Source organism: Rhizobium sp. CSW-27 (assembly GCF_018760785.1).
In the GTDB taxonomy this organism is placed as follows: Bacteria; Pseudomonadota; Alphaproteobacteria; order Rhizobiales; family Rhizobiaceae; genus Neorhizobium.
On the sequence record NZ_JAHHZO010000002.1, the window covers coordinates 136480 to 160268 of the forward strand.

Annotated in this window: 21 protein-coding genes; 16 read left to right on the forward strand and 5 right to left on the reverse strand. The window is 64.4% G+C overall.

What is annotated here, in order from left to right:
* Positions 1 to 5: 5 nt before the first annotated feature.
* The 3 genes from KLP42_RS04205 (at position 6) to KLP42_RS04215 (ending at position 3125) form a co-directional block, all read left to right on the forward strand.
* Positions 6 to 989 (forward strand): tripartite tricarboxylate transporter substrate-binding protein, encoded by a 984-nt coding sequence (locus KLP42_RS04205; RefSeq protein ID WP_215564948.1) that lies wholly within the window; start codon positions 6 to 8, stop codon positions 987 to 989.
* Positions 990 to 1147: 158 nt separating this feature from the next.
* Positions 1148 to 1609, forward strand: a complete 462-nt coding sequence (locus tag KLP42_RS04210; protein WP_215564949.1) for a tripartite tricarboxylate transporter TctB family protein — start codon at positions 1148 to 1150, stop codon at positions 1607 to 1609.
* Between the two features lie 10 nt (positions 1610 to 1619).
* Positions 1620 to 3125: a tripartite tricarboxylate transporter permease gene (locus tag KLP42_RS04215; protein WP_215564950.1), complete on the forward strand. Its 1506-nt coding sequence runs from the start codon at positions 1620 to 1622 to the stop codon at positions 3123 to 3125.
* Positions 3126 to 3153: 28 nt separating this feature from the next.
* Here KLP42_RS04215 and KLP42_RS04220 read toward each other — a convergent pair whose 3' ends face one another.
* Positions 3154 to 4212 (reverse strand): LacI family transcriptional regulator, encoded by a 1059-nt coding sequence (locus KLP42_RS04220; RefSeq protein ID WP_353844808.1) that lies wholly within the window; start codon positions 4210 to 4212, stop codon positions 3154 to 3156.
* 230 nt (positions 4213 to 4442) lie between these two features.
* On the opposite strand from KLP42_RS04220, the gene KLP42_RS04225 reads away from it, so the two are divergent.
* From KLP42_RS04225 to KLP42_RS04255, 7 genes are all read left to right on the forward strand, one after another.
* Positions 4443 to 5699, forward strand: coding sequence for an ABC transporter substrate-binding protein (locus tag KLP42_RS04225; protein WP_215564951.1), 1257 nt, complete (start codon positions 4443 to 4445; stop codon positions 5697 to 5699).
* A gap of 122 nt (positions 5700 to 5821) precedes the next feature.
* Positions 5822 to 6745 carry a carbohydrate ABC transporter permease gene (locus KLP42_RS04230; protein WP_215564952.1) on the forward strand — a complete coding sequence of 308 codons (924 nt, stop codon included), beginning with the start codon at positions 5822 to 5824 and terminating at the stop codon, positions 6743 to 6745.
* Positions 6745 to 7626, forward strand: a complete 882-nt coding sequence (locus KLP42_RS04235) for a carbohydrate ABC transporter permease (protein ID WP_215564953.1) — start codon at positions 6745 to 6747, stop codon at positions 7624 to 7626. The genes KLP42_RS04230 and KLP42_RS04235 overlap by 1 nt, the downstream gene beginning before the upstream one ends.
* Positions 7627 to 7631: 5 nt before the next feature.
* Complete coding sequence (locus KLP42_RS04240; RefSeq protein ID WP_215564954.1) at positions 7632 to 8738, forward strand: ABC transporter ATP-binding protein; 1107 nt, start codon at positions 7632 to 7634, stop codon at positions 8736 to 8738.
* Positions 8739 to 8919: 181 nt separating this feature from the next.
* Positions 8920 to 9153, forward strand: a complete 234-nt coding sequence (locus tag KLP42_RS04245; RefSeq protein ID WP_252192758.1) for a hypothetical protein — start codon at positions 8920 to 8922, stop codon at positions 9151 to 9153.
* Positions 9154 to 9322: 169 nt separating this feature from the next.
* A complete protein-coding gene (locus KLP42_RS04250) occupies positions 9323 to 11023 on the forward strand; it encodes an HWE histidine kinase domain-containing protein (RefSeq protein ID WP_215564955.1) in 1701 nt (566 codons plus the stop codon).
* Between the two features lie 125 nt (positions 11024 to 11148).
* Complete coding sequence (locus tag KLP42_RS04255; protein WP_215564956.1) at positions 11149 to 12204, forward strand: DNA topoisomerase IB; 1056 nt, start codon at positions 11149 to 11151, stop codon at positions 12202 to 12204.
* Between the two features lie 69 nt (positions 12205 to 12273).
* Here the strand turns inward: KLP42_RS04255 and KLP42_RS04260 are convergent, their stop codons facing one another.
* On the reverse strand, positions 12274 to 12834 hold the full coding sequence (locus tag KLP42_RS04260) for a type 1 glutamine amidotransferase domain-containing protein (protein WP_215564957.1): 561 nt from the start codon (positions 12832 to 12834) through the stop codon (positions 12274 to 12276).
* A gap of 51 nt (positions 12835 to 12885) precedes the next feature.
* On the reverse strand, positions 12886 to 13083 hold the full coding sequence (locus tag KLP42_RS04265; protein WP_215564958.1) for a hypothetical protein: 198 nt from the start codon (positions 13081 to 13083) through the stop codon (positions 12886 to 12888).
* A gap of 239 nt (positions 13084 to 13322) precedes the next feature.
* Here KLP42_RS04265 and coxB point away from each other — a divergent pair, with 239 nt between their 5' ends.
* Genes coxB through KLP42_RS04290 form a run of 5 tightly spaced genes read left to right on the forward strand, consistent with a single transcriptional unit; the run spans position 13323 to position 18984 of the window.
* Positions 13323 to 14387, forward strand: a complete 1065-nt coding sequence (gene coxB, locus KLP42_RS04270; RefSeq protein WP_215564959.1) for a cytochrome c oxidase subunit II — start codon at positions 13323 to 13325, stop codon at positions 14385 to 14387.
* On the forward strand, positions 14384 to 16900 hold the full coding sequence (gene ctaD / locus KLP42_RS04275; protein ID WP_215564960.1) for a cytochrome c oxidase subunit I: 2517 nt from the start codon (positions 14384 to 14386) through the stop codon (positions 16898 to 16900). Before coxB ends, ctaD begins: the two co-directional genes overlap by 4 nt.
* Before the next feature lie 4 nt (positions 16901 to 16904).
* On the forward strand, positions 16905 to 17288 hold the full coding sequence (locus tag KLP42_RS04280) for a hypothetical protein (RefSeq protein WP_215564961.1): 384 nt from the start codon (positions 16905 to 16907) through the stop codon (positions 17286 to 17288).
* A complete protein-coding gene (locus KLP42_RS04285; protein WP_215564962.1) occupies positions 17285 to 17920 on the forward strand; it encodes a cytochrome c oxidase assembly protein in 636 nt (211 codons plus the stop codon). Before KLP42_RS04280 ends, KLP42_RS04285 begins: the two co-directional genes overlap by 4 nt.
* Entirely contained in the window at positions 17920 to 18984 is a 1065-nt protein-coding gene (locus KLP42_RS04290; RefSeq protein ID WP_215564963.1) for a c-type cytochrome, read from the forward strand. Before KLP42_RS04285 ends, KLP42_RS04290 begins: the two co-directional genes overlap by 1 nt.
* A 292-nt stretch (positions 18985 to 19276) precedes the next feature.
* Here KLP42_RS04290 and KLP42_RS04295 read toward each other — a convergent pair whose 3' ends face one another.
* Positions 19277 to 19549, reverse strand: coding sequence for a hypothetical protein (locus KLP42_RS04295; protein ID WP_215564964.1), 273 nt, complete (start codon positions 19547 to 19549; stop codon positions 19277 to 19279).
* A 202-nt stretch (positions 19550 to 19751) separates the two neighbouring features.
* Here KLP42_RS04295 and glgX point away from each other — a divergent pair, with 202 nt between their 5' ends.
* Positions 19752 to 21833 carry a glycogen debranching protein GlgX gene (glgX, locus tag KLP42_RS04300; RefSeq protein WP_215564965.1) on the forward strand — a complete coding sequence of 694 codons (2082 nt, stop codon included), beginning with the start codon at positions 19752 to 19754 and terminating at the stop codon, positions 21831 to 21833.
* 193 nt (positions 21834 to 22026) lie between these two features.
* On the opposite strand, the gene glgA is transcribed toward glgX, so the two are convergent.
* The gene (gene glgA, locus KLP42_RS04305; protein WP_215565416.1) at positions 22027 to 23478 is read right to left on the reverse strand and encodes a glycogen synthase GlgA; all 1452 of its coding nucleotides are present in this window, start codon (positions 23476 to 23478) and stop codon (positions 22027 to 22029) included.
* Between the last annotated feature and the right edge of the window lie 311 nt (positions 23479 to 23789).

The following is a 23789-nucleotide window of genomic DNA, read 5'->3' on the forward strand; positions in this document are numbered from 1 at the left end:
TGTCGATGAAATTCTTCAAGGCCCTTGCCTGCGCGACCGCATTTGCCGCCGTTGCCCTCTCGTCCGGCCTGTCTGCGGCTGCCGGCTATCCGGAGCGCTCGATCACCATGGTGGTTCCCTTCTCCGCCGGTGGTCCGACGGACACGGTGGCGCGGCTCGTGGCCGAATCCATGTCGAAGGATCTCGGCCAGCAGATCATCATCGAGAATGTCGGCGGTGCCGGCGGTACGCTGGGCGCCGGGCGCGTTGCCAGTTCCGAGGCAGACGGCTACACGCTTCTGCTGCATCACATCGGCATGGCCACCAGTGCCACGCTCTATCGCAAGCTTGCCTATGACACGCTGAACGCCTTCGAATATGTCGGCCTCGTCACCGACGTGCCGATGACGATCGTCGCCCGCAAGGACATGGACGCGAAGGACCTCAAGAGCCTGATCGACTATGCCAAGGCCAACAAGGATACCGTCACCGTCGCCAATGCCGGCATCGGTGCCGCCTCGCATCTGTGCGGCATGCTGTTCATGAGCGCCATCCAGACGCCGCTCGTCACCGTTCCCTACAAGGGAACCGGCCCGGCCATGACCGATCTGCTCGGCGGTCAGGTCGACATCATGTGCGACCAGACCACCAACACCACCAAGCAGATCCAGGGCGGCACGATCAAGGCCTATGCCGTCACCTCGCCGAAGCGCCTCGACGTGCTGAAGGACGTGCCTACGGCTGTCGAGGCCGGGCTGCCGGGCTTCGAGGTCGGTATCTGGCACGGCATCTATGCGCCGAAGGGCACGCCGGCGGCCGCGACGGAGCGTCTCTCCAAGGCGCTGCAGGTGGCGCTGAAGGATCCGAATGTCGCCGCCCGCTTCGCCGAACTCGGCACCGCGCCCTCGTCGGATACCGATGCGACACCGGCCGCGCTGAAGGCCAAGCTGGAAAGCGAGATCGCCCGCTGGAAGCCGGTGATCCAGGCCGCCGGCCAGTACGCGGACTGAGTGTTGCCGCAGGGCCTGCATCCCCGTGATGCAGGCCTTCACCGCACCGGCCCCGCACCTGCGGGAAGAACCGCGATGCGGCAGGACCGGGGTGCCGCCTTGTGGCGCGCCGGTGAACGCGGCGAGGGGCCGCGCCTCTGACTTATTCGAGGGGACCCATGAAATCCGTCGGTTTCGACAAGACCAATGCGCTGTGTGGCGCGCTTTTCATTCTTTTCGGTGTTTTCTTTGCACTGCAGGCTCTCGATCTACCGATCGGCACCGCCTTTCGAATGGGACCGGGTTATTTCCCGCTGGTGCTGGCCGGAGCGCTTGTCCTGCTCGGGCTGATCATCGTCGTGCAGGCCCTGCGGACCGTGCATGAGGGCGTCGGGCCGATTGCCTGGCGTGGCCTGCTGTTCATCCTGCCATCGGCCATCTTCTTCGGCATCACGGTGCGCGGACTCGGATTCGTGCCCGCGCTGTTTGCAACGGCCTTCATCGCCTCCTTCGCCTCCAGCCGCATGACGCCCCTGATGGCGGCGGTACTTTCGGTGGCGCTGACGGTCTTTTCGGTCGTGGTGTTCAGCTACGGGCTCGGGCTGCCCTTCCGCAGCTTCGGCCCCTGGCTCGGTTACTAGGAGGCCGGTCATGGATCTTTTCAGCAATCTCGCACTCGGCTTCTCCACCGCAACTTCGCTTGCCAACCTGTTCTTCTGCCTGATCGGCGTGCTGCTCGGCACCCTGATCGGCGTGCTGCCCGGCATCGGCGCCACGGCCACCATCGCCATGCTGCTGCCGATCACCTTCCAGCTGGAGCCGGTCTCGTCGCTCATCATGCTGGCCGGCATCTATTACGGTGCGCAGTATGGCGGCTCGACCACGGCGATCCTCATCAACATGCCGGGTGAAAGCTCGTCGGCCGTCACGGCGATCGATGGCTACCAGATGGCCCGCAAGGGCAGGGCGGGAGCGGCTCTTGCCATCGCCGCGCTCGGCTCCTTCTTCGCCGGCACGGTCTCGACCTTCCTGGTCGCCATCTTCGCGCCGCCGCTCACCAAGATCGCACTGGAATTCGGCGCGGCCGAATATTTCTCGCTGATGGTGGTCGGTCTCGTCTCGTCGATCGCGCTGGCCTCCGGCTCGATCATCAAGGCGCTCGCCATGGTGGTGCTGGGGCTGCTGCTCGGTCTTGTCGGCACCGACATCTATTCCGGCACGCCGCGTTTCACGCTCGGCATCCGCGAATATGCCGACGGGCTGAATTTCGTCGCGGTGGCGGTAGGCGTCTTCGGCATTGCGGAAATCCTGCGCAATCTGGAGGGCGAAAAGAACCGCACGGTCCTCGTGAAGAAGATCACGGGCCTGCTGCCGACGCGCGATGATTTTCGCCGCATGGTTGCTCCGGTGCTGCGTGGCACGGTGATCGGCTCGGCGCTCGGCATCCTGCCGGGGGGCGGAGCAATCCTGGCCGCCTTTGCCTCCTATACGGTCGAAAAACGTGTCTCGAAGACCCCTGAGGAATTCGGCCACGGTGCGATTGCCGGTGTTGCCGGTCCCGAATCGGCCAACAATGCCGGTGCGCAGACCTCGTTCATCCCGCTTCTCACGCTCGGCATTCCGGCCAATCCGGTGATGGCGCTGATGATCGGCGCGATGATCATCCAGGGCATCGTGCCGGGTCCGAATGTCGCGACCGAGCAGCCGGCCCTGTTCTGGGGCATCATCGCCTCGATGTGGATCGGCAACCTGATGCTGGTGGTTCTCAACCTGCCGCTGATCGGGCTGTGGGTGAAGCTGCTGACCATCCCCTATTACGTGCTGTTCCCGATCATCATGGCCTTCTGCTCGATCGGGGTCTACAGCGTCAATTCCAATGTCTATGACCTCTATGCCGTCGCCTTCTTCGGCTTCATCGGCTACGTGCTGGTCAAGCTGCGCTGCGAGCCGGCGCCGCTTCTGCTCGGCTTCGTGCTTGGCCCGCTGCTGGAAGAAAACCTGCGCCGCGCCATGATCCTGTCGCGCGGCGACCCGTCCACCTTCCTCATCCGGCCGATCAGCGCCACGCTGCTTGCCATCGCTCTCGTCGTGCTCGTCGTGGTCCTGCTGCCCAGCATTCGCGCCAAGCGCGAGGAAGTGTTCCAGGACGAGGATTGACCCTCGTCCCGAGACGTTGGGGGGCGTCTCAGAAGCCGGTGACGGTCTGCAGGTACTGCAGTTCCGTGACCGGCTTTTTTTCGGCGATGCGCTTCAGTAGCAGCTCGCCCATCAGGCGGCCGGCTTCGGCCAGATCCTCGTAAATGGTGGGAATGCGCGGGCGCACCTGATCGAACAGGCCCGATGTCTGCTTGGTGACGATATGCACGTCCTGCCCCAGCTTCAGGCCGTGGTCGTAGGCGGCCGCCATCACGGCCATCGCGATCACCTCGCCACCGCAGACCACGCCGTCCGGCCGGTCCGGGTGGGCAAACAGCGCGAAGAAGCAGTCGCGGATCGCGTCCGACTTGCTGTCCAGCGTCACCTCCTGCGGAATCTCGTAGGCGAGACCCTCCTCGCGGATCGCCGTCATGAAGCCGTGCCGCATGTGGTGGGCAAAGGTGAAGGCGGTCGGCGGCAGAATGATCGCAAGCTTGCGGCAGCCGCTCGCGGTCAGCCGGCGCGCCGCCTGATAGGCGAAGGCATAGTTGTCGTAATCGACGTAGGGGTGCGGTGTCGCAAGCTCCGTGCGCCCGTGGCAGATGAAGGGAAAATCGCTTTCCAGCAGCATCTTCACCCGCGCGTCCAGCGGCTCCGTGCGGGTGAAGATCACCCCGTCGGCGGTACGGTTGCGCAGGATGTGGGCGACGGGCTCGATCTGCGGCCGGTCGGAGAAGTGCGGGGTGATGACCAGATGATAGGGCGTGTCTCGCAGAGCTTCCGTCACGCCGTTGATCATCGAGGTCGCATACCCGAGGATTTCCTCGTGCGGATCGAGGATGAGGCTGATCACGTTGGTGCGGCCGGTGCGCAGGCGCTGTGCGGCGCGGTCCGGCATGTATCCGATCTCGCGCGCCACCTGCGACACCCGCATGCGGGTTTCCAGCGCGATCTGCACGTCGCCCGCAAGCGCGCGCGACACGGTCGTCACCGCAAGGCCGGTCAGTCCGGCGATTGTCCTCAGTGTCGGTTTGCCCTTGCCGGGCGGTTCCATCATTCTGTCATTGTCGGGCGCCCCGCCGGCACGCCCGCTCTCCTCACGCGTCATCGATCACTGCCTCCCCGCAAGGGCTCCCAACCTTACGTCATAAAACGATACAAAACATATTTTCGGGTTCGGCGGTATCCCCTCTGCCAGATTTTCCATAATTATTTCAGTGCTCTACCTCATGGTGTACGAAATGAAAAATATTCCATGGCCGGGTTGACACAGACTCGGTTTGTATCGTTATAAATTCAACATCCGGAGAGGAGCCCGGATCTTTAGGGAGTTTCTCAATGAACATTCGCTCTATCAAGACACTCGCAGCCGGTGCTGCGATCATCGCCCTTGCAGCCGGTGCTGCCAAGGCCGAGGAAAGCGTCGAAGTCCTGCACTGGTGGACGGCCGGCGGGGAAGCTGCGGCACTCAACGTGCTGAAGCAGAACCTGCAGAAGGAAGGCGTCTCCTGGAAGGACATGCCGGTTGCCGGCGGTTCCGGCGTTCAGGCGATGACTGCGCTGCGCGCCCGCGTCACCTCCGGCGATCCGCCGACCGCGGTGCAGATGCTCGGCTTCGACATCCGCGACTGGGCGGAAATGGGCGTTGTCGGCAATCTCAACGACGTTGCCCAGAAGCAGGGCTGGGACAAGGTGATCCCGGCGGCGCTGCAGAATTTTGCCAAGTATGACGGCAACTGGATTGCCGCACCGGTGAACATCCACTCCACCAACTGGCTGTGGATCAACAAGGCGGCTCTCGACAAGGCCGGCGGCAAGGCCCCGACCAATTTCGACGAACTCGTCGCCATGCTCGACAACTTCAAGTCCCAGGGCATCATTCCGCTCGCTCATGGCGGCCAGCCCTGGCAGGACGGAACGCTGTGGGAAGCCGTCGTGCTCTCCGTCGGTGGCGCCGATTTCTACAAGAAAGCGATCCTCGACCTGGATACCGCGGCGCTGAGCGGCGATACCATGCGCAAGGTCTTCGACGACATGTCGAAGCTGAAGACCTATTTCGACCCGAACTTCTCCGGCCGTGACTGGAACCTGACGTCTGCCCTCGTCATCGAAGGCAAGGCCGGCGCCCAGGAAATGGGCGACTGGGCCAAGGGCGAATTCCTGCGCGCTAACAAGAAGCCGGGCACCGACTTCGTCTGCATCCGCTTCCCCGGCACCCAGGGCAACGTGCTCTTCAATGCCGACCAGTTCGTGATGTTCGACGTCGGTGGCGACAAGCGCGATGCGCAGCTGAAGATGGCCGCGGCCGTCGAGGATCCGTCCTTCCAGATCGCCTTCAACACGGTGAAGGGCTCCGTTCCGGCCCGTACCGACGTGCCCGGCGACCAGTTCGACGATTGCGGCAAGAAGGGCATCCAGGACGTGGCGGAAGCCGCTGCCAAGGGCACGCTGATGGGCTCGCTGGCCCATGGCTATGCCCAGCCTTCGGCCATCAAGGAAGCCATCTTCGACGTCGTGACCCAGCACCTCAACGGTCAGATCTCGACCGACGAAGCGCTGAAGCGCCTGCCGGAAGCCGTTGCTGCCGCCAAGTGATCGCATGCCGGACGCCTGACGTCCGCACCCGTGGCCGGGATACCCTCCCGGCCACTTTTTGAAGTTGAGATTGCTCGACACTCCATTCCCGAAATCGATCTGGCCCGTGGCCGGAGGTCATGATGACAAATATCGAACCGATACCGGCGGTGACGGCAGTGAGTGCCCGTCCGGCCTTCGCGGATCGTGTCCGCGATACCCTGCCGAAGCTCGTTCTGGCGCCGTCCTTCGCCATCATTCTCGTCTTCGTCTACGGGTTCATTCTCTGGACGGTCTACCTGTCCTTCACCAATTCGCGCATCCTGCCGGTCTACAAGCTGGTCGGCTTCGATGCCTATCAGCGGCTGTGGTCGCAGCCGAACTGGTACATGGCGATGAAAAACCTCACCATCTTCGGCAGCCTCTATATCGGCATCTGCATCGTCATCGGTCTGGCGCTCGCGATCCTGATGGACCAGCGCATCCGCGGCGAAGGCGTGCTGCGGCCGATCTTCCTCTATCCGATGGCGCTGTCCTTCGTCGTCACCGGCACGGCCTGGAAGTGGTTCCTCAATCCGGGCCTCGGACTGGAACACACCATGCGCAGCTGGGGATGGGAAAACTTCCGCTTCGACTGGCTGGTCAATCCGGACATGGCGATCTACACCGTGGTGATCGCCGGCGTCTGGCAGGCCTCCGGCTTCGTCATGGCCATGTTCCTGGCCGGCCTGCGCGGCATTGACGGCGAGATAATCAAGGCGGCGCAGATCGATGGAGCGCCGATGTCGGCCATCTATCGCCGCATCATCATTCCCATGCTGCGCCCGGTCTTCCTGTCCGCCTTCATCGTGCTGGCCCACATGGCGATCAAGTCCTACGACCTTGTCATCGCGCTGACGGGCGGCGGTCCCGGCAATGCCACCGAGCTGCCGTCTACCTTCATGTATTCCTACACCTTCACCCGCAACCAGATGGCTGTCGGCTCGGCCAGCGCGGTGATGATGCTGATGGGGATCACGGCGATCATCGTTCCCTATCTCTATTCCGAACTCAGGGAGAAGAACTGATGAGCGGCGCGACCGAAACCGTCAGCGCGGGCTCTGCAAAAACCGCCCGCTTCGTCATCTACGGCCTGCTGCTGATCCTCGCGGCCGTCTATCTGCTGCCGCTCTACGTGATGCTGACGACCTCGCTGAAATCGCTCGACGAGATCCGCGGCGGCAACATGCTGGCTCTTCCCACCGCTCCCTCTGTGGATGCCTGGGTGAAGGCCTGGGGCGAGGCCTGCATCGGCGTCACCTGCGGCGGCATCAAGGGCTATTTCTGGAATTCCATCAAGATGGTGGTTCCGGCCGTACTGATCTCGACGCTGCTCGGCGCACTGAACGGCTACGTGCTCACCAAGTGGCGCTTTCCCGGCCACAAGATCGTGTTCGGCATGATGCTGTTTGCCTGCTTCATTCCCTTCCAGGCGGTGCTGATCCCGATGGCCCGCATGCTGGGGCTGATGGGGCTTGCCAACACCACGACCGGCCTCGTCTTCGTGCATGTCATCTACGGTCTCGGCTTCACGACGCTGTTCTTCCGCAACTATTACGAAGCCTTCCCGGACGAGCTGATCAAGGCGGCGATGATGGACGGCGCGGGCTTCTTCCGCATCTTCTGGCGCATCCTCCTGCCGACATCGGGCCCGATCATCGTGGTCACGATCATCTACCAGTTCACCAATATCTGGAACGACTTCCTGTTCGGCGTGTCCTTCTCGTCGGGGGCGTCCTCGCCGATGACGGTGGCGCTCAACAACCTCGTCTCCTCCTCCACCGGCGTCAAGGAATACAATGTCGACATGGCCGCGGCCGTCTTTGCGGCGCTGCCGACGCTCTTCGTCTACATCGTCGCCGGACGCTACTTCGTGCGCGGCCTGATGGCCGGCGCAGTCAAGGGATAAGTGCCATGAGCTTTCTTCAGATCAAGAACCTGCGCAAGAAGATCGGTCCGGTCGAGGTTCTGAAAGGCATCGATATAGAGCTGGAAAAGGGCGGCTTCCTCGTCCTCGTCGGCCCGTCCGGCTGCGGCAAGTCCACGCTGCTGAACTCCATCGCCGGCCTTCTGCCGCCCACCTCCGGCGACATCGTCATCGACAATCAGGTGGTGACCAACCTGCATCCGTCGAAGCGCGACATCGCGATGGTGTTCCAGTCCTATGCGCTCTATCCGAACATGACGGTGGAGGAAAACATCGGCTTTGCGCTGGAAATGCGCGGCGTGCCGAAGAACGAGCGAGAGGAGGCGATCAAGGTTGCCGCCCGCACGCTGCAGATCGAACACCTGCTGAAGCGCCGGCCGAGCCAGCTGTCGGGCGGCCAGCGCCAGCGCGTGGCCATGGGCCGGGCGCTGGTGCGCCAGCCGCGCGTCTTCCTGTTCGATGAACCGCTGTCGAACCTCGATGCCAAGCTGCGCGTCGAGGTGCGTGCCGAGATCAAGGCGCTGCACCAGAACACCCATGCCACCATCGTCTACGTCACCCATGACCAGATCGAGGCGATGACGCTCGCCACCAAGATCGTGGTGCTGAAGGAAGGCAATGTGCAGCAGGTCGGCACGCCGGCCGAGATCTACAACCTGCCGGCCAACATCTTCGTCGCCGATTTCATGGGCTCTCCGGCCATGAACATGCTGCATGGCAAGGTGCAGGGCACGGGCGAGGGCCAGCGCATCGTGCTGTTCGAGGGAGCGGAGATTGCCGTGCCGGTGCCGTCCACGGTGGCGCAGGGCGCCCTGCGGGATGGACAGGCGGTCATTCTCGGCCTGCGCCCCGAAACGATCACCGATGCGAGCCTTGCCGATCCGGCCGCCCGGCGCACCACGGTGATCGATGCACATGTGACGATGGTCGAGCCGACCGGCTCCGACACCTTCGTCACGGCACAGGTGAAGGGCAAGACCTTTACCGCCCGCACCCGTGCCGACGTGACGCTTTCGGTCGGCCAGCCTTTCCAGTTCGTCATGAACCTGGACAAGGCGGTGGTCTTTGACCCGCAGTCGACGCAGCGTCTCTGAACGGCCTGACCGATCCCTGCCTGACATGCTGAAGCCGCTGCGGGGTATACTGCGGCGGCTTTTTCGTCTGCGATGGCCACCTGCTGTCTTTCCATCGCGCTGGAACCTTTCATGCTCCCGCTGGTTGTATGCACGCTGCTGCCATCGGGCTGTGGTGAAGCACCGGCAAGGGGAGAAGATCATGCGCAAGGACATGCCGAAAAGCGGGCACGGGATGCAGCCGGAACAGGATGCGAAGGGGCAGTTCGGCAAGAGCCAGGCCGATCGCAAGGCAAGCGGTGTCGCCGCGGCCAAGCCCACCGTCATCACCCATTCGGAAGACAGCACCGCCCACAACGTGCCGCCCGGCCAGGCCGAGCCCAAGCGCCCGGCAGCCGGTGCGCCCCGCTGGGATTCCTCGGAAAGCACGGAGTGAAGCGGGCCCGAAGGTCCGCTCCCGACCAGAAATCCGATCACGGCTTGGTTCCATTCGAGAACTCGGATAGAAGGGATGGCTAGGTTGCACGGGTAAAGAGGGTGACAGGCAATGTGGACAGCCGCCATGGGCGACCGTTCGGTGTTTAGACCCGCACGGGCTGCCTGAGATGAAACGAAGCGCGCGATTCTTTCCGACGGCGTCCATCAGTGTCTACCTGGTCGCGCTTGCAGCCGTCATTGCCGTACCCCTGATCGCCTTCGTGATTTTCCTGATGCTGCGCCTCGAAGCCCAGCAGCGCGACACTCTCAATGCCGATACCCAGGAAGATGCCAGCACGATTGCCCGCACCATTGAGCGGGAACTGCGCGATGCGGCAACGACGCTGCGCCTGATCGCCACCTCGCCGGAGCTTGAAACCGGCGATCTCGCCGCCTTCCATGCCCGCACCCAGACCAGCCTTCGTGCAAGCAACCGCTACGTGCTGCTGGTGGACAGGGATGGTCGCCAGAAGCTCAACACGCGCGTCTCCTACGGCCAGCCCCTGCTGCCGATGGCCAACATGGATGGCCTGCAATCGGTGCTGGCGAGCCGCAGGATCGAGGTATCCAACATCTTCTTCGGGGTCACCAGCCAGCGCTGGGTGTTCAACGTGCTCATGCCGCTTCCGGCGGAGCTGGCAAGTGCCGGCGCGGCCCTCGTCCTCACCCAGAATGCCGAGGACCTGCAGCGGTTGATCAACACCGACAGCCTGCCGAAGGGCTGGTCGGTGGCCGTGCTCGACCAGACCGGCCATGTCGTCACCTCCACGGCGGCATGGGCCGGCGAACGGGCGCCGTTTGCGCCGGAAACGCTCGCGCTGATGACGGGCATGAGCGGCACCATCGAGGATGTGGGCAGGGAACCGCGCCAGATGTACGGCTATGCGCAGCTTCCCGAATGGTCGTGGAAGGTGGTTGTCTGGGGCCCGATCGCCACGGCGCAGGCCACCATTCTCACCACCTCGCGCTATCTCATCGTCGGCAGTCTTGCCATTCTTCTCGTCGGGCTGGCGGTCGCCTATCTGGTGGCGCGCCAGCTGCGCGGCCCGATTCAAGAGATCGCCGCCATGGCGGAACGCATCGGGCGTGGCGAGATCGTCTCGCCGGTGGAAACGCGCATCACGGAAGCCAATCAGGTCGCCGTTGCCCTGTCGAATGCCTCCTTCGACCGCAGCGAGGCCGAGGATCGCGTGCATCTGATCATGCATGAGCTGGTGCACCGCACCAAGAACATCATGACCCTCGTGCAGGCGATGATGCGCCAGCTGGCGCGGCGCGGAACCAGCATGGAGGCCTTCCAGCAGGCCATCGGCGAGCGGCTGCAGGGGCTCGGCAAGTCGATCGAGATGCTGGCGCAGGAGCAATGGGCCGGCGTGCCGATCGCGCGTGTCGTGGCGATGCATCTGGAAACCTTTGTCGAGACGCGCAACCGTGTCGATGTGCGCGGGCCGGATTTCGTGCTGCGCGCCGAGGCGGTGCAGAATCTCGGCCTCGTGCTGCATGAACTCGCCACCAATTCGGTGAAATACGGCGCCCTGTCGGTGCCGGAAGGCCGCGTGGATCTTGGCTGGTCGGCGGTTGCCGGCAGCGAGGGGGAGGAGGAAGCGCTGCTGACGATCCGCTGGGAGGAACGCGGCGGGCCGCCGGTGTCGCAGCCGGTCGCCACCGGTTTCGGCACCACCATCATCCGCCGTCATGCCGCCGCCTCCTTCAGCGCCCAGGTGGAGGTGGAATATGCCTCCGAGGGCTTCCGCTGGCAGCTGACCGGGCCGCGCCGCCTGTTCGAACGGCAGGCTACCGAGACCGGCAAGGAGGGCCACCAGCGCTGAGCCGGTTCGGGTGCGCGGGTTCCGCTGCGCCGCGAGGTTCCGAGGGGCTTCCCGGCCTCTCCGCCCGCAGAGGCGGCGCAGCGGCTGCGGCGGGAACGAAGCCCCGGCACCGGCGTTTGGCCGCCATGGACATCACGCGCACTTCCGATCCGGATCCGCTTTCTCTCGCTGAAGTCGGCCTCACCTATGTCAGCGACACGCAGCCCGGAATCCGCCGCCAGCGCAAGGGGCGGGGCTTCTGCTATCGCATGCCGGACGGCACGCTGCTGGGCGAGGGGGCGCAGAAGGCGCGTATCCTGTCGCTCGGCCTGCCGCCGGCCTATGAGAATGTCTGGATCTGCCTTGATCCGCGCGGCCATCTGCAGGCGACGGGCTATGATGCGCGCGGGCGCAAGCAGTATCGCTACCATGCCGACTGGCAGGCCTTCCGCAGCGAGCTGAAATACGATCAGATGATCCGTTTCGGCGGGGCGCTGCCGCGCATCCGGCGGCGTGTGCAGCGTGATCTGGGCGCCGGGCTCGACCGGCCGGAGGCGGTCATCGCGGCGCTTGTGGCGCTGCTGGATGCCACGCATCTGCGGGTGGGAAACCGCGCCTATGCCAGGGAGAACAAGACCTATGGCGCCACGACTCTGCTGAAGCGGCACATGCGGCTCGGCGAGGATTGCGTACAGCTGCGCTTTACGGCGAAGGGCGGCAAGCGCGTCAGCCACACCATCCGTCACCCGCGTCTGCAACGGATCTTCGAGGAGATCGCCGACCTGCCCGGCCGCCAGCTGTTTTCCTGGCCGGACGAGGACGGAACGCCGCATACGGTCGATTCCGGCCGGCTCAACGCCTACCTGGCCGAGGCGGCCGGCCTTGCCGTTTCCGCCAAGACCTTCCGCACCTGGGGCGGCAGTCTTGCCGCCTTCTGCGCGGCGCGGCAGGCGCGCCTCGATGACGAGAAGATCCGGATGAAGCTTCTGACCGCCGCCGCCTCCGAGGAATTGCAGAACACGCCGGCTGTGTGCCGCAACAGTTACATCCACCCGGCCATCCTTTCGCTGCCGGAAGATCCGGCGCCACTCGATGCGGCGCTCGCCGCGCCCTTGCGCGCCGAAGCCGATCTTGCCGGCCTGCGGGCCGAGGAGCGAAGATTGCTCTCCTTCCTGATGCAGGCGGCTGAGGCTGGCGGCTGAGACGAAAAGAGGCCGCCCGGCGGGCGACCTCGCTTGTGCTTTCCGGATCCGTCCGGATCCGGCGGCGCCTCAGGCCGCGCGGCGGGCATGCTTTCCTTCCTGCACTTCCTCGACGATCTTGTTGACGAAGACCTGCAGGTCCTTCGGCGAGCGCGAGGTGATGATGCCCTGGTCCACCACCACCTCCTTGTCCTCCCAGGTCGCGCCGGCATTCCTCACGTCGGTGCGGATGGAATGGTAGGAGGTCGCCTTGCGGCCGCGCAGCGCATCCGCCTCCACCAGAAGCCAGGGGCCATGGCAGATGGCGGCGACCGGCTTGCCGCTGTCGATGAAGGCGCGCACGAGACGCACGGCTTCATCGCTGGTGCGCAGGATGTCCGGGTTGATCTGGCCGCCCGGAATGACAAGCGCATGATAGTCATCGAGCCTGGCCTCGCCGACGGTCAGGTCGACGGGCACGCTGTCGCCCCAGTCCTTCTCGTCCCAGCTCTTGATCTCGCCGGGCTTGAGGGAAGCGATCTTGACCGTCGCGCCGCGTTTGCGCAGTTCTTCGAGGGGCACGCGCAGTTCCGAGCGTTCGTAGCCATCGGTGGCGAGAATCAGAATGTGTGCGGATGTGATCTCTGTCATGCGGTGTTTCCTTTCTTCTCTCAGGTGTGCCGTTGCCGGCAGGCCGGTCGCTCACAGGCGACCGCTCGAGAGGTCGCGCCCGTTGATGGAGGCGGGCACGGCCATTTCCTCCTGCGGTGTCCGGGGAAGCGGCAGTCCGACATTCTCTGGCAGCACGACATGCATCTCTGCCTCCCCGGATCCGGGTTGGGCGGCACGCGGCCTTGGCCGGCCGAACATGCCGCGGATGGTCTCCAGAATCCTCAGCATCAAACTCCTCCTGTCCGTTTCTCCCGATCGACGACGAGAGGCGCTGTCCCGGCTTCGACCAGGACATGTCTCTCTAACCGCGCCATGCCGGACAAGGTTCCGCCGCCTGTCCTTCACGCCGCTTTCGCCTGCGTGAAAAATTCAACGCGGGGTTGGAACAAACGGATGGCAAGGCAGTTGCACCCCGCATGCCGTCGTGACGCCGGCGGATAATTTCGCGACCAACCGCAGGGGCAGGGATGCGCGCTGACCGCTTGACCGGCGAAAGCCGGCCAATCCGATCACCATTATCGAGGCTGCGTGCCCCTTGCCGGGCCGCGCTGTGGGGCGTGCCGGCCGGGCTTCTGTCCGGCTGTTCCGGCATGCAGTCCTCGCTCGATCCCGCCGGCTCGGAGGCGGATGCGGTGGCAAGGCTCTTCTGGGTGATGGTTGCCGGTGGTGGCATCATCTGGCTTATGGTCGTCGGTCTCGTGATCTATGCCGGCCGCCTGAAGAAGGCGCCGGTGAAGGAACGGACCGCCGGCCTGCTCATCCTGTTCGGCGGCGGCATTTTCCCGGTCGTCGTTCTCAGTGCGCTGCTTGCCTATGCCGTCTGGCTGATGCCGGCCATGCGTCCCTGGTTCGGCGGCGAGGGCGAGAACCTGCGCCGTATCGAGGTGACGGCGGAGCAGTTCTGGTGGCGCGTGCGCTATCTCGATTCCGGAGGCTCCGTGGTGCGGGAGACGGCAAACGAGGTGCGCCTGCCGGTGGGCGAACGCGTGCTGTTCCTGCTGAAGGCGAAGGACGTGATCCACTCCTTCTGGATACCGTCGATCGGCGGCAAGATGGATGCAATCCCCGGCAGGACCAATGAACTGCAGCTGGAGGCGACAAGGCCGGGCAGCTATCGCGGCGTCTGTGCCGAGTTCTGCGGCACGGCTCATGCGCTGATGGCGTTCAGCGTCGAGGCCATGGAGCCAGAGGCTTTCGAAGCCTGGCTGGGTTCGTCCCGGGCGGCAGCGCCGGCCGCGACGGCTGTGGCGGGCAATGCTGATCCCGGCCTGCGCCTCTTCCTGCGGCACGGCTGTTCCGCCTGCCATGCGATTGAGGGCACGCCGGCCGATGGTGCGCTCGGACCCGATCTGACCGCCTTCGGCACCCGCCCCACGATTGCCGCAGGCACGCTTGCCAACACGCGGGACAACCTGCGGCGTTTCATCCAGTACCCCGATGCGATCAAGCCCGGCATCCGCATGCCGGGCTTTGCCATGCTGCCTCAGGATGAGGTGGTGGCGATCGCCGACTATCTGAAAGGATTGCAATGAGCGAGCTTGGACCTCTCCTTTCCGAGGAAGAGCGCGCCGCGCAGGAGGAGCGGCTGCGCGAGGTCTGGCGCACGCCGTCCGGCTGGCGTTACTGGACGTCGGTCAACAACAGCGAAATCGGCATGTGGTACGGCTGCACGGCCTTTGCCTTCATGCTGTTTGCCGGCCTTCTGGCGCTTCTGGTGCGCCTGCAGCTCGCCGTGCCGGAAAACGATCTGCTGACCGCCGATTTCTTCAACCAGGCCTTCACCCTGCATGGCACGGTGATGATGTTCCTGTTTGCCGTGCCGATCTTCGAGGCGGTGGCGATCTTCGTGCTGCCCTCGATGCTCGGCTCGCGGGAACTGCCGTTTCCGCGCCTTTCCGCCTTCGGCTACTGGAGCTTTGCCATCGGCGGTGTCTTCGTCTGCGGCTCGATCTTCTTCGGTGCGGCGCCGAATGGCGGCTGGTTCATGTATCCGCCGCTTGCCACCGACAAGGAGCAGAGCAGGATCGGCGCGGATATCTGGCTGCTCGGCCTCTCCTTCATCGAAGTCGCCTCGATCGCGGCCGCCGTCGAACTGATCGTCGGTATCATGAAGTGCCGCGCGCCTGGCATGCGCATCAACATGATGCCGCTGTTTGCCTGGTATCTGCTGGTGGTGGCCGGCATGATCCTGTTTGCCTTCCCGCCGCTGATTGCCGGCGACCTGCTGTTCGAGATGCAGCGCATGTTCGACTGGCCGTTTTTCGATGCGGCGCGCGGCGGTGATCCGCTTCTCTGGCAGCACCTGTTCTGGATCTTCGGCCATCCGGAGGTCTACATCATCTTCCTGCCGGCGATCGCGCTGATGGCGATGATCGTGCCGACCTTCGCGCAGCGGCCGATCGTCGGTTATTCCTGGATCGTGCTGGCGGCGGTGGGCACCGGTTTCCTGAGCTTCGGGCTGTGGGTGCACCACATGTTCGCGACAGGCCTGCCGCAGATCTCGCTTGCCTTCTTCTCCGCGGCCTCTGAGGCGGTCGTCATTCCGACCGGTGTGCAGATCTTCGTCTTCATCGCCACCATGCTGGCGGGACGCGTCGTCTTTTCCGTGCCGATGCTGTTCGGGGCGGGCGGGCTGGCCATCTTCATCATCGGCGGGTTGACCGGCGTCATGGTGGCGCTGGTGCCTTTCGACTGGCAGGCGCATGACACCTATTTCATCGTCGCCCATCTGCATTACGTGCTGATCGGCGGCATGCTGTTTCCGGTGACGGCCGGCATCTATTATTTCTACCCGTTCTTTTCCGGCAAGATGCTGTCCGCCCGCATCGGCAAGATCGCCTTCTGGCTGATGTTCATCGGCTTCAATGTCGGCTTCTTCCCGATGCATTTCACCGGGCTTCGCGGCATGCCGCGGCGTGTCTTCACCTATCCGGCCGACATGGGGTGGGACTGGCTCAACCTCATCTCGACCATCGGCGCCTTCATCTTCGCCGCCGGCTTCGCGCTTGTCGTCATCGATGTGGTGCGGCCGAAGAAGTCGCAGCCGCATGCGCCGGAAAATCCGTGGAATGCCGGCACGCTGGAATGGCTGAACGAGCCGGAGGAGACCTGGGGGCTTCGGTCGATCCCGATCATCAAAAGCCGCTATCCGCTCTGGGACCAGCCCGAACTCAAGCAGCATATCAAGGAGGGCCGTTTCTACCTTCCGGACGCGGAGACGGGTCACCGCGAGACGCTGGTAACCTCGGTGCTTGATGGCGAACCGCTGCAGGTGCTGCGCGTCGGCGGGACCTCGCATGTGACGATGGTTGCCGCCTTCCTGCTGGGCGGGGTGTTCATTGCGCTGACGTTCGAATGGTGGTGGGTGACGATTGCCTGCGGCTTCGGCACTCTTTTTGCCATCCTCTACTGGCTGTGGACCGGAACCGCGCCGATCCCCGAAGCCGAGATGCGCGACGCGGGCATGGGCAGGAAATTCCCGCTCTATGTCTCCGGGCCGGCCTCCGTCGGCTGGTGGGCGATGTTCATCACCATGGTGGGGGATGGAACCGCCTTTGCAAGCCTCGCCTTCGGCTACTTTTTCTACTGGACGATCCACGAGGATTTCACCGCCGGCCTCGCCGGACCGGGGCTGTTCTGGCCGATGCTGGCCGCAGGGCTCTTTGCGCTGGCCTGGGCCGCGATGATGGCGGCACGCTTCGCCAATGATCGCGACCATTGCCTGGCGACCCGCCTGCTGCTCTGCCTTTCTGCAGGCCTCACACTCGCCGGAACGCTGGCCGGCCTGATGGGTCCCCATGTGCATGGTCTTGAACCGACGGCGCATGTCTATCCCGCCATTGTCTGGATGCTGGTGATCTGGACCTCTGTGCACGCGCTGGTGGCGCTGATCATGCAGCTTTACTGCCTGGCGCGCAGTTTTGCCGGACGGCTGACCGCCGATTACGACCAGGACCTGCGCAACGTGGTGCTCTACTGGCATTTCATGCTGTTCACCGCGCTTGCCACCTTCGCCACCATCGGCCTGTTTCCGAGCTTGAGGTGAGACCATGAAAAGCTTCATCCCGCGCGAAGTGGAGACGCTTTGGACACTGTTTACCGGACCGGCGGTCTGGGCCTTCCACTTCCTTGTCTGCTACGTGGTCATGGCCATCCACTGCGCCAAGCCCGGCCTGATGGGGCTTGGCTTCAACGATTACCGGGTGAGCCTTGCGGTGTTCACGGCCGGCGCGGCCGCTTTCATCCTGTTTGCCGCCTATCTTGCCTGGCGCCAATGGGGCTTCGGTTCGGAAGAACCACCCCATGCGGCGGCCACCGACCGGGACCGGCGCCGCTTCCAGGGGTTTGCCACACTGCTTCTCTCCGGGCTCAGCCTCGTGGCGGTGGTCTTCACCGCGCTGCCGCTGTTTTTCATGTCGGAGTGTCAGGCATGAGGCGTGTCTTCGTTGCTGCCGGTCTCCTGCTTCTCGCTGCCGCCTGGACCCTGCTGGCGCTGGGGGATGCCGCCTCCTTCTCGATCCACATGATCACCCATATGGCGGTGGTGGCGGGGGCCGCTCCGCTGCTTGCCATCGGCCTGTCCGGCACCCGCTTCGACCACATCTCCACCCGCGCGCATATGACGCCGCTGCTGGCGTCCATGATAGAACTCGTGACGGTCTGGGGCTGGCATCTGCCGGCGCTGCGGGCGCTTTCGGAACAGGTGCCGCTGGTGCGGGCATTGGAGCAGGCCTCCTTCCTCGCGGCGGGTCTCGTGCTGTGGCTTTCCTGTTTCGGCGGTGGGGGCCGCAGCCAGGGCGAGCGCCGGCTGGGCGGCACGCTGGGCCTGCTGTTCACCTCCATGCACATGACGCTGCTTGGCGCGCTCCTCTCGCTCGCGCCGCGGCCGCTCTACGGCGAGGGTTTCGTCACCTGCTTCGGCACCACGCTGTCGGCGGCAGAGGACCAGCAGATCGGCGGCGTCGTGATGCTGATGGTGGGAGCCGCCGTCTATCTCGTCGGCGGCGTCACGCTGCTGGCCCGCACGCTGAATGCGCCGGATGCGCCAGGGCTGGGGGAGGGCTGATGTTCATCCGCTGGAGATATCTCGTCGCCGCGGCCATCGCCGCACCGCTTCTCGGCCTTGTTCTGGCCTGGTCCGGGCTGGTCGGTATCGGCGCGGCGAGCGGCCACTGGCCGATCACCGACTGGTTCCTGCACTGGTCGATGCGCAGTTCCACGCGCACCGCCGCTCTCGGCATATCGGTGCCGCCGCTCGACAATCCGCAGATGCTGCCGATGGCCGCCGGTCATTTCGAGCAGGGCTGTGCCATGTGCCACGGATCGCCCGCCGCGCCGCGCTCGGCGGTGGTGTTCGGCATGCTGCCGGTGCCGCCCGACCTGAAACCCAGGGTGCCGATCTGGAGCGATGCGGAACTGTTTCAGATCGTGCAGCACGGGGTGCGCTTTACCGGCATGCCGGCCTGGCCCTCGCAACAGCGTGAGGACGAGGTCTGGGCCATGGTTGCCTTCCTGCGAAAGCTGCCGGGCATGACGGCGAGCGAATACCGCCAGCTTGCCGGGCTGGCAGCGCCATTACGACCGGGCATGAGCGCCGCCCTGGATTGCAATGCCTGTCATGCGGAAAACAGGCTGACGGGCGAGAGCCTGATCCCCAGCCTTGCCGGCCAGTCGGAAGCCTATCTGCGGGCAAGCCTCATGGCCTATCTGAAGGGAGAGCGGCAGAGCGGCATCATGCAGACGGCGGTCAATGGATTGAACGCCAACGATGTGGCAGGCCTTGCCGCCCGCTTTACCGGCGAACGGCAGCGCGCCGGCGCGCCGGCGCCCGTCAATCCTCGGGGCGCGGATGTCGCGGCCGGGCAGGCGCTTGCCCGGTCAGGCCGTCCGGAAGATCGCATCCCGGCCTGCCTCAGCTGTCATGAACGGGAGGACGGCAATCCGCTCTATCCGAGGCTCTTCGGGCAGAGCGCGCCCTATCTGGCGGGGCAGCTCCGGTTGTTTCGCGACGGGGAAAGGGGCGGTACCCGGTTCCACCACCTGATGGTGCGGGCCGCCGACAATCTGACGGATGCCGACATCGACAATCTGGCAGCCTATTTCGCCGCCGGCCGTGATGCGGACCGTTGAGGGGCAAGGCAGAGGCGCTGTCCGGTCGGCTTTAGGGCGGCGCGCCAATGGGCTCACACCGGTACGATCAGCATGTAGCAGGTCACGATCGCCAGCATTACGCTGGCGGCTTCCATCCATTCGCGAGACATTGAAACCCTCCTTGCAGCCTGTGCCACCTGAACGATCGTGTCATCGTCCGGTTCCACAGAACCGCCACACTTCTTAACAATGCGATGGAAGTTGGCCGGAAAGAAGGCAGGCCGCGACCCGGCGCAGAGCGCGACAGATCGCCGGTGAAGGCGGATGGCCGTCAGCTTTGCTCCTGCGTTGCCTCTGCCCTGGCGCGTGCCGCTTCCAGGATCGAGCGCACTTCGTCGGCCGCACTTGCCTCGGTGGCAAGGCCGAGATCCGGCAAGGCTCCCGGATCCTCCTGATGATCCTTGAAACTCGCATCCTCCACCAGGCGTCGCGTAAAGTCCTGCACACGGTCCTCGCCGGAAAGCAGGGCTGCGATGAAATCGATCATCAGCTCGCGATGGGCGTTCAGGCGGCCCTCCATTTCTTCGGGGGTAAGCGCTGTCATGGTCGTCTCCGTTTGTCTCTCCGCTTTGCCCGCGCGTCATGCGCGGGCACCGGTCTGAGGAAACGCGCGAGGCCGGCAAAAGGTTACCGCAGCGATGCAGGAAGTGCCGCCGCAGGCGGCCCGGCAGGCCGCATCTTTGCAGCGGCACGGAACGATTTTGCCGGTCGCGCTTTGTTGGCGCACAGTCACAGCAAGGTGCGGTATGGACAGCAATTTTCAGACAGTCAGCGTCGAGCCCGGTTCCTGGCTGGAACTCGGTGCGAATTTCGATGGCGAGGGCACCAACTTCGCAATTTTCTCTGCCCATGCGGACCGCGTGGAGCTCTGCCTTTTCGATCAGACCGGCAAGCGGGAAATCGCCCGCGTGACACTTCCGGAATATACCCACGAGATCTGGCACGGCTATCTGCCGGGCGTGAAGCCGGGCCAGCTCTACGGCTATCGTGTGCACGGTCCCTTCGATCCGGAAAACGGCCACCGGTTCAATCCGAACAAGCTTCTCATCGATCCTTACGCCCGCGAACTGGTCGGCACCTTCGATTGGAACGACGCCCATTTTGCCTATGACATCTATCATGACGACAAGGACCTGACCTTCGACGAGCGCGACAGCGCGCCCTTCACGCCGAAATGCAGGGTCATCGACCCGAAGGATTTCGACTGGACGCCGGACAACCGCCCGAATGTTCCCTGGCCATCCACCATCGTCTACGAGACGCATGTGAAGGGGTTCACCAGGCTCAACCCGGCCATTCCGCCGGATCTGCGCGGCACCTTCGACGGCATGGGGCACAAGGCAACCGTGGACTACATCAAGAGCCTCGGGATCACCTCGGTGGAACTGATGCCGGTGCATGAATTTCCCGACGACCAGCACCTGCTCGACAAGGGCCTGCACAATTTCTGGGGCTACAACACGATCGGCTTCTTCGCGCCGGCCTCGCGCTATTACGGTCCGCGCGGCATCCAGGGCTTTCGCGACATGGTGCGCGCCTTCCACGATGCCGGCATCGAGGTGATCCTCGACGTGGTCTACAACCACACGGCGGAAGGTAACGAGCTGGGGCCGACGCTGTCCTTCAAGGGTATCGACAACTTTTCCTACTACCGCACCCTGAACGACAATCACCGCTATTATATCAACGACACGGGCACCGGTAATACGGTGAACACTTCCCACCCGCGCGTGCTGCAGATGGTGATGGATTCGCTGCGGTACTGGGTGGAGCACATGCATGTCGACGGCTTCCGTTTCGACCTCGGCACCATCCTCGGGCGCGAGCCGGAAGGGTTCGACCAGCGCGGCGGTTTCTTCGACGCCATCACCCAGTGCCCGATCCTCTCCCGTGTCAAGCTGATCGGCGAACCATGGGATATCGGTCCGGGCGGATATCAGGTCGGCGGTTTTCCGCCCGGCTGGGCCGAATGGAACGACAAATATCGCGACACGACCCGCGAATACTGGAAGGGCGACCAGAACACCGCGCCGGATTTCGCCGCGCGCCTGCTCGGTTCCGGCGACATCTACGACCAGCGCGGCCGGCGGCCCTGGGCAAGCGTCAACTTCCTTGCCGCCCATGACGGCTTCACGCTGAACGACCTCGTCTCCTACAACGAGAAGCACAACGAGGCGAACGGCGAGGACAACAACGACGGCCACAACGACAACCGCAGCTATAATTACGGCGCGGAAGGGTCGACGGAGGACGAGGCCATCAACGCCACGCGCGAGCGGCAGAAGCGTAACTTCCTCGCTACCCTGTTCCTCTCGCACGGCACGCCGATGTTGCTTGCCGGCGACGAGTTCGGCCGCAGCCAGATGGGCAACAACAATGGCTACTGCCAGGACAGCGAGATTTCCTGGGTCCAGTGGGAAGACCTGCCGGAGACCAACGAGGCGCTGCGCACTTTCACGCGGCACCTCATCAAGCTGCGTCAGACGCAGCCGATCTTCCGCCGCGAGAACTGGCGCGACGGCATGGAGGTCAACTGGTTCAATGCCGGCGGCGGCTATCAGCAGCCGGAACAATGGATGGAGGGCACGACGCTCGGCCTGCATCTCGGCCGGCGCGATCTGGAGGGCCAGAAGGGCATCTGGTCCGACGTGCTGATGCTGTTCAACCCGTTCGAGGGACTGGTGCCGTTCAAGATCCCGCCGCTCAACAAGGGCCGGTGGATTCTCGAACTGACCACCGCCGATGTCACCATTCGCGGCCAGGAGATCGATCAGGAAGAGGATTTCGATCTCGAGGGTCGAAGCCTTGCCGTGTTCCGCCGCGGCTGATTGCCAGCCACCCCGTCAAGGCGCGCGCCCTCTGCCGACTGCCGGCAGGGGGCGCGCGCCTTGACGGGGTGCTGCTTCCCTGCCTGTCGTGAGGACAGGTCTTGCGCTCAGGGAAAAAAGCCAGCCTCCGGATGTGAAAGGCTGGCCTTGTGGCATGGCTTAACAGGCGCATCTGCCGCGTGGAGCGGCGTGGTCAGGAGGCAGAGACCCGCCGGTTCACCAGATTGGTGTAGATCGCTGCATATTTGTCCGCACTGCGTTCCCAGGAAAAGCGGGTCTTCATGCCCTGGTTCTGCAGTCTGGCCCAGTGACGCGGGTCGGCATAGGTATCGAGTGCGCGGCGCAGCGCCAGCCGCAGTCCGTCGGTGTTGACGGGATGGAACTGGAAGCCGGTCGCAACGCGGGCGGACATGGCCGCATCATTGGCATCGATGATGGTTTCCGACAGCCCGCCGGTGCGCGATACCACCGGCACGCAACCGTAGCGCAGCGCATAAAGCTGGGTGAGGCCGCAGGGTTCGAATCGGGAGGGCTGGACGATGGCGTCCGAACCGCCATGGATCAGGTGCGCGGTCGGCTCGTCATAACCGATATGCACGGCCATGCGGCCCGGGAAACGGGCGGCGGTGGTGCGCAATGCCTGCTCGATCTCGTGATCGCCCTGGCCGAACACGATCACCTTGCCGCCCTGGCGAAGGACCTCGTCGGCGGCATCGGCAAACATGTCCATGCCCTTCTGCCAGGTGAGACGGGTCACGGCGGAAAAGACCGGTCCCTCGTCCTGATCAAGCCCGAAACGCTCCAGCAGCACCTCACGGTTCTCCCGCTTGCGCCTCAGGCTCGTGGCATCGTAGTTGCGTGGCAGGTGCGGGTCGGTTGCCGGGTTCCAGACATCGAGATCGATGCCGTTGACGATACCGCGCAGCGCCATCACCCTCTCGTTCAGCACGCCGTCGAGGCCCATGCCGAAGCGTGGGGTGAGGATTTCACGGGCATAGGTCGGGCTGACGGTGGTGATGATGTCGGCCGTCTGCAGCCCGCCCTTGAGATAGCTGATATCGCCGAAATATTCGAGGCATCCGGTGCTGTAGGCGTGGTCCGGCAGACCGATGGCCGGCAGCCGGTCGGCGCCGAACTGGCCCTGGAAGGCGATGTTGTGGATGGTCAGCACCACCGGCACCCGGCAGCCCATCTCGCGCATGTAGACGGAGGTCAGGGCCGACTGCCAGTCATGGGTGTGTACGAGATCCGGCTGCCAGCCGGGCAGGGCGCCGGCGGCGATTTCGGCGGCCGCGCGCGATAGCGCTGCGAAGCGGCGCCAGTTGTCGGGGTGGTCCTTGCCGCTGGCGTCGACATAGGGGCCGCCCGGCCGGTCGAACAGGGTGGGGGCGTTGAGCACCAGCAGGTCGAGGTCATCGTGGCGGGCATGCACCAGCGTTGCCCGCTCGCCCAGCAGATCCTCGAAGGTCATCAGCGGTACGCCGCTTTGGCCGATCTGCCTCAGCATGACCGGATAGCCGGGCAGCAGGGTCGTGGTTGATATGCCGAGCGCTGCCAGCGCCTTGGGCAGCGAACCGGTCACGTCGGCGAGGCCGCCGGTCTTGACCAGGGGAAACAGTTCGGACGTGACGGAGAGAATTTTCATCGCCGGCATGTCCCTTCCGAGGCGTGTCGGATCAAGGATCCGGTCGCGGCTGCCGCGCCGCTCGCGGCGGTCATCGAAGGTAAAGGGCGCATTCATCATGCCAATGCCCTCCGCGCGGCGCACAGGAAGACAATCGAGCCGCCCGGCCTGTCGCAGGCGGCGCCCCCTGTCGCGTCGCTATCAACGCTTCGCCCTTCGGCGCTGTTCCATTGCGCTCTGGAAAACCGGAACTCGGAAAACTCGACCTGCATGCCGCTCTCGACGATAAAGACAACGATATCCCAGCACCGCGAAGAGATCCGCGACGCTGC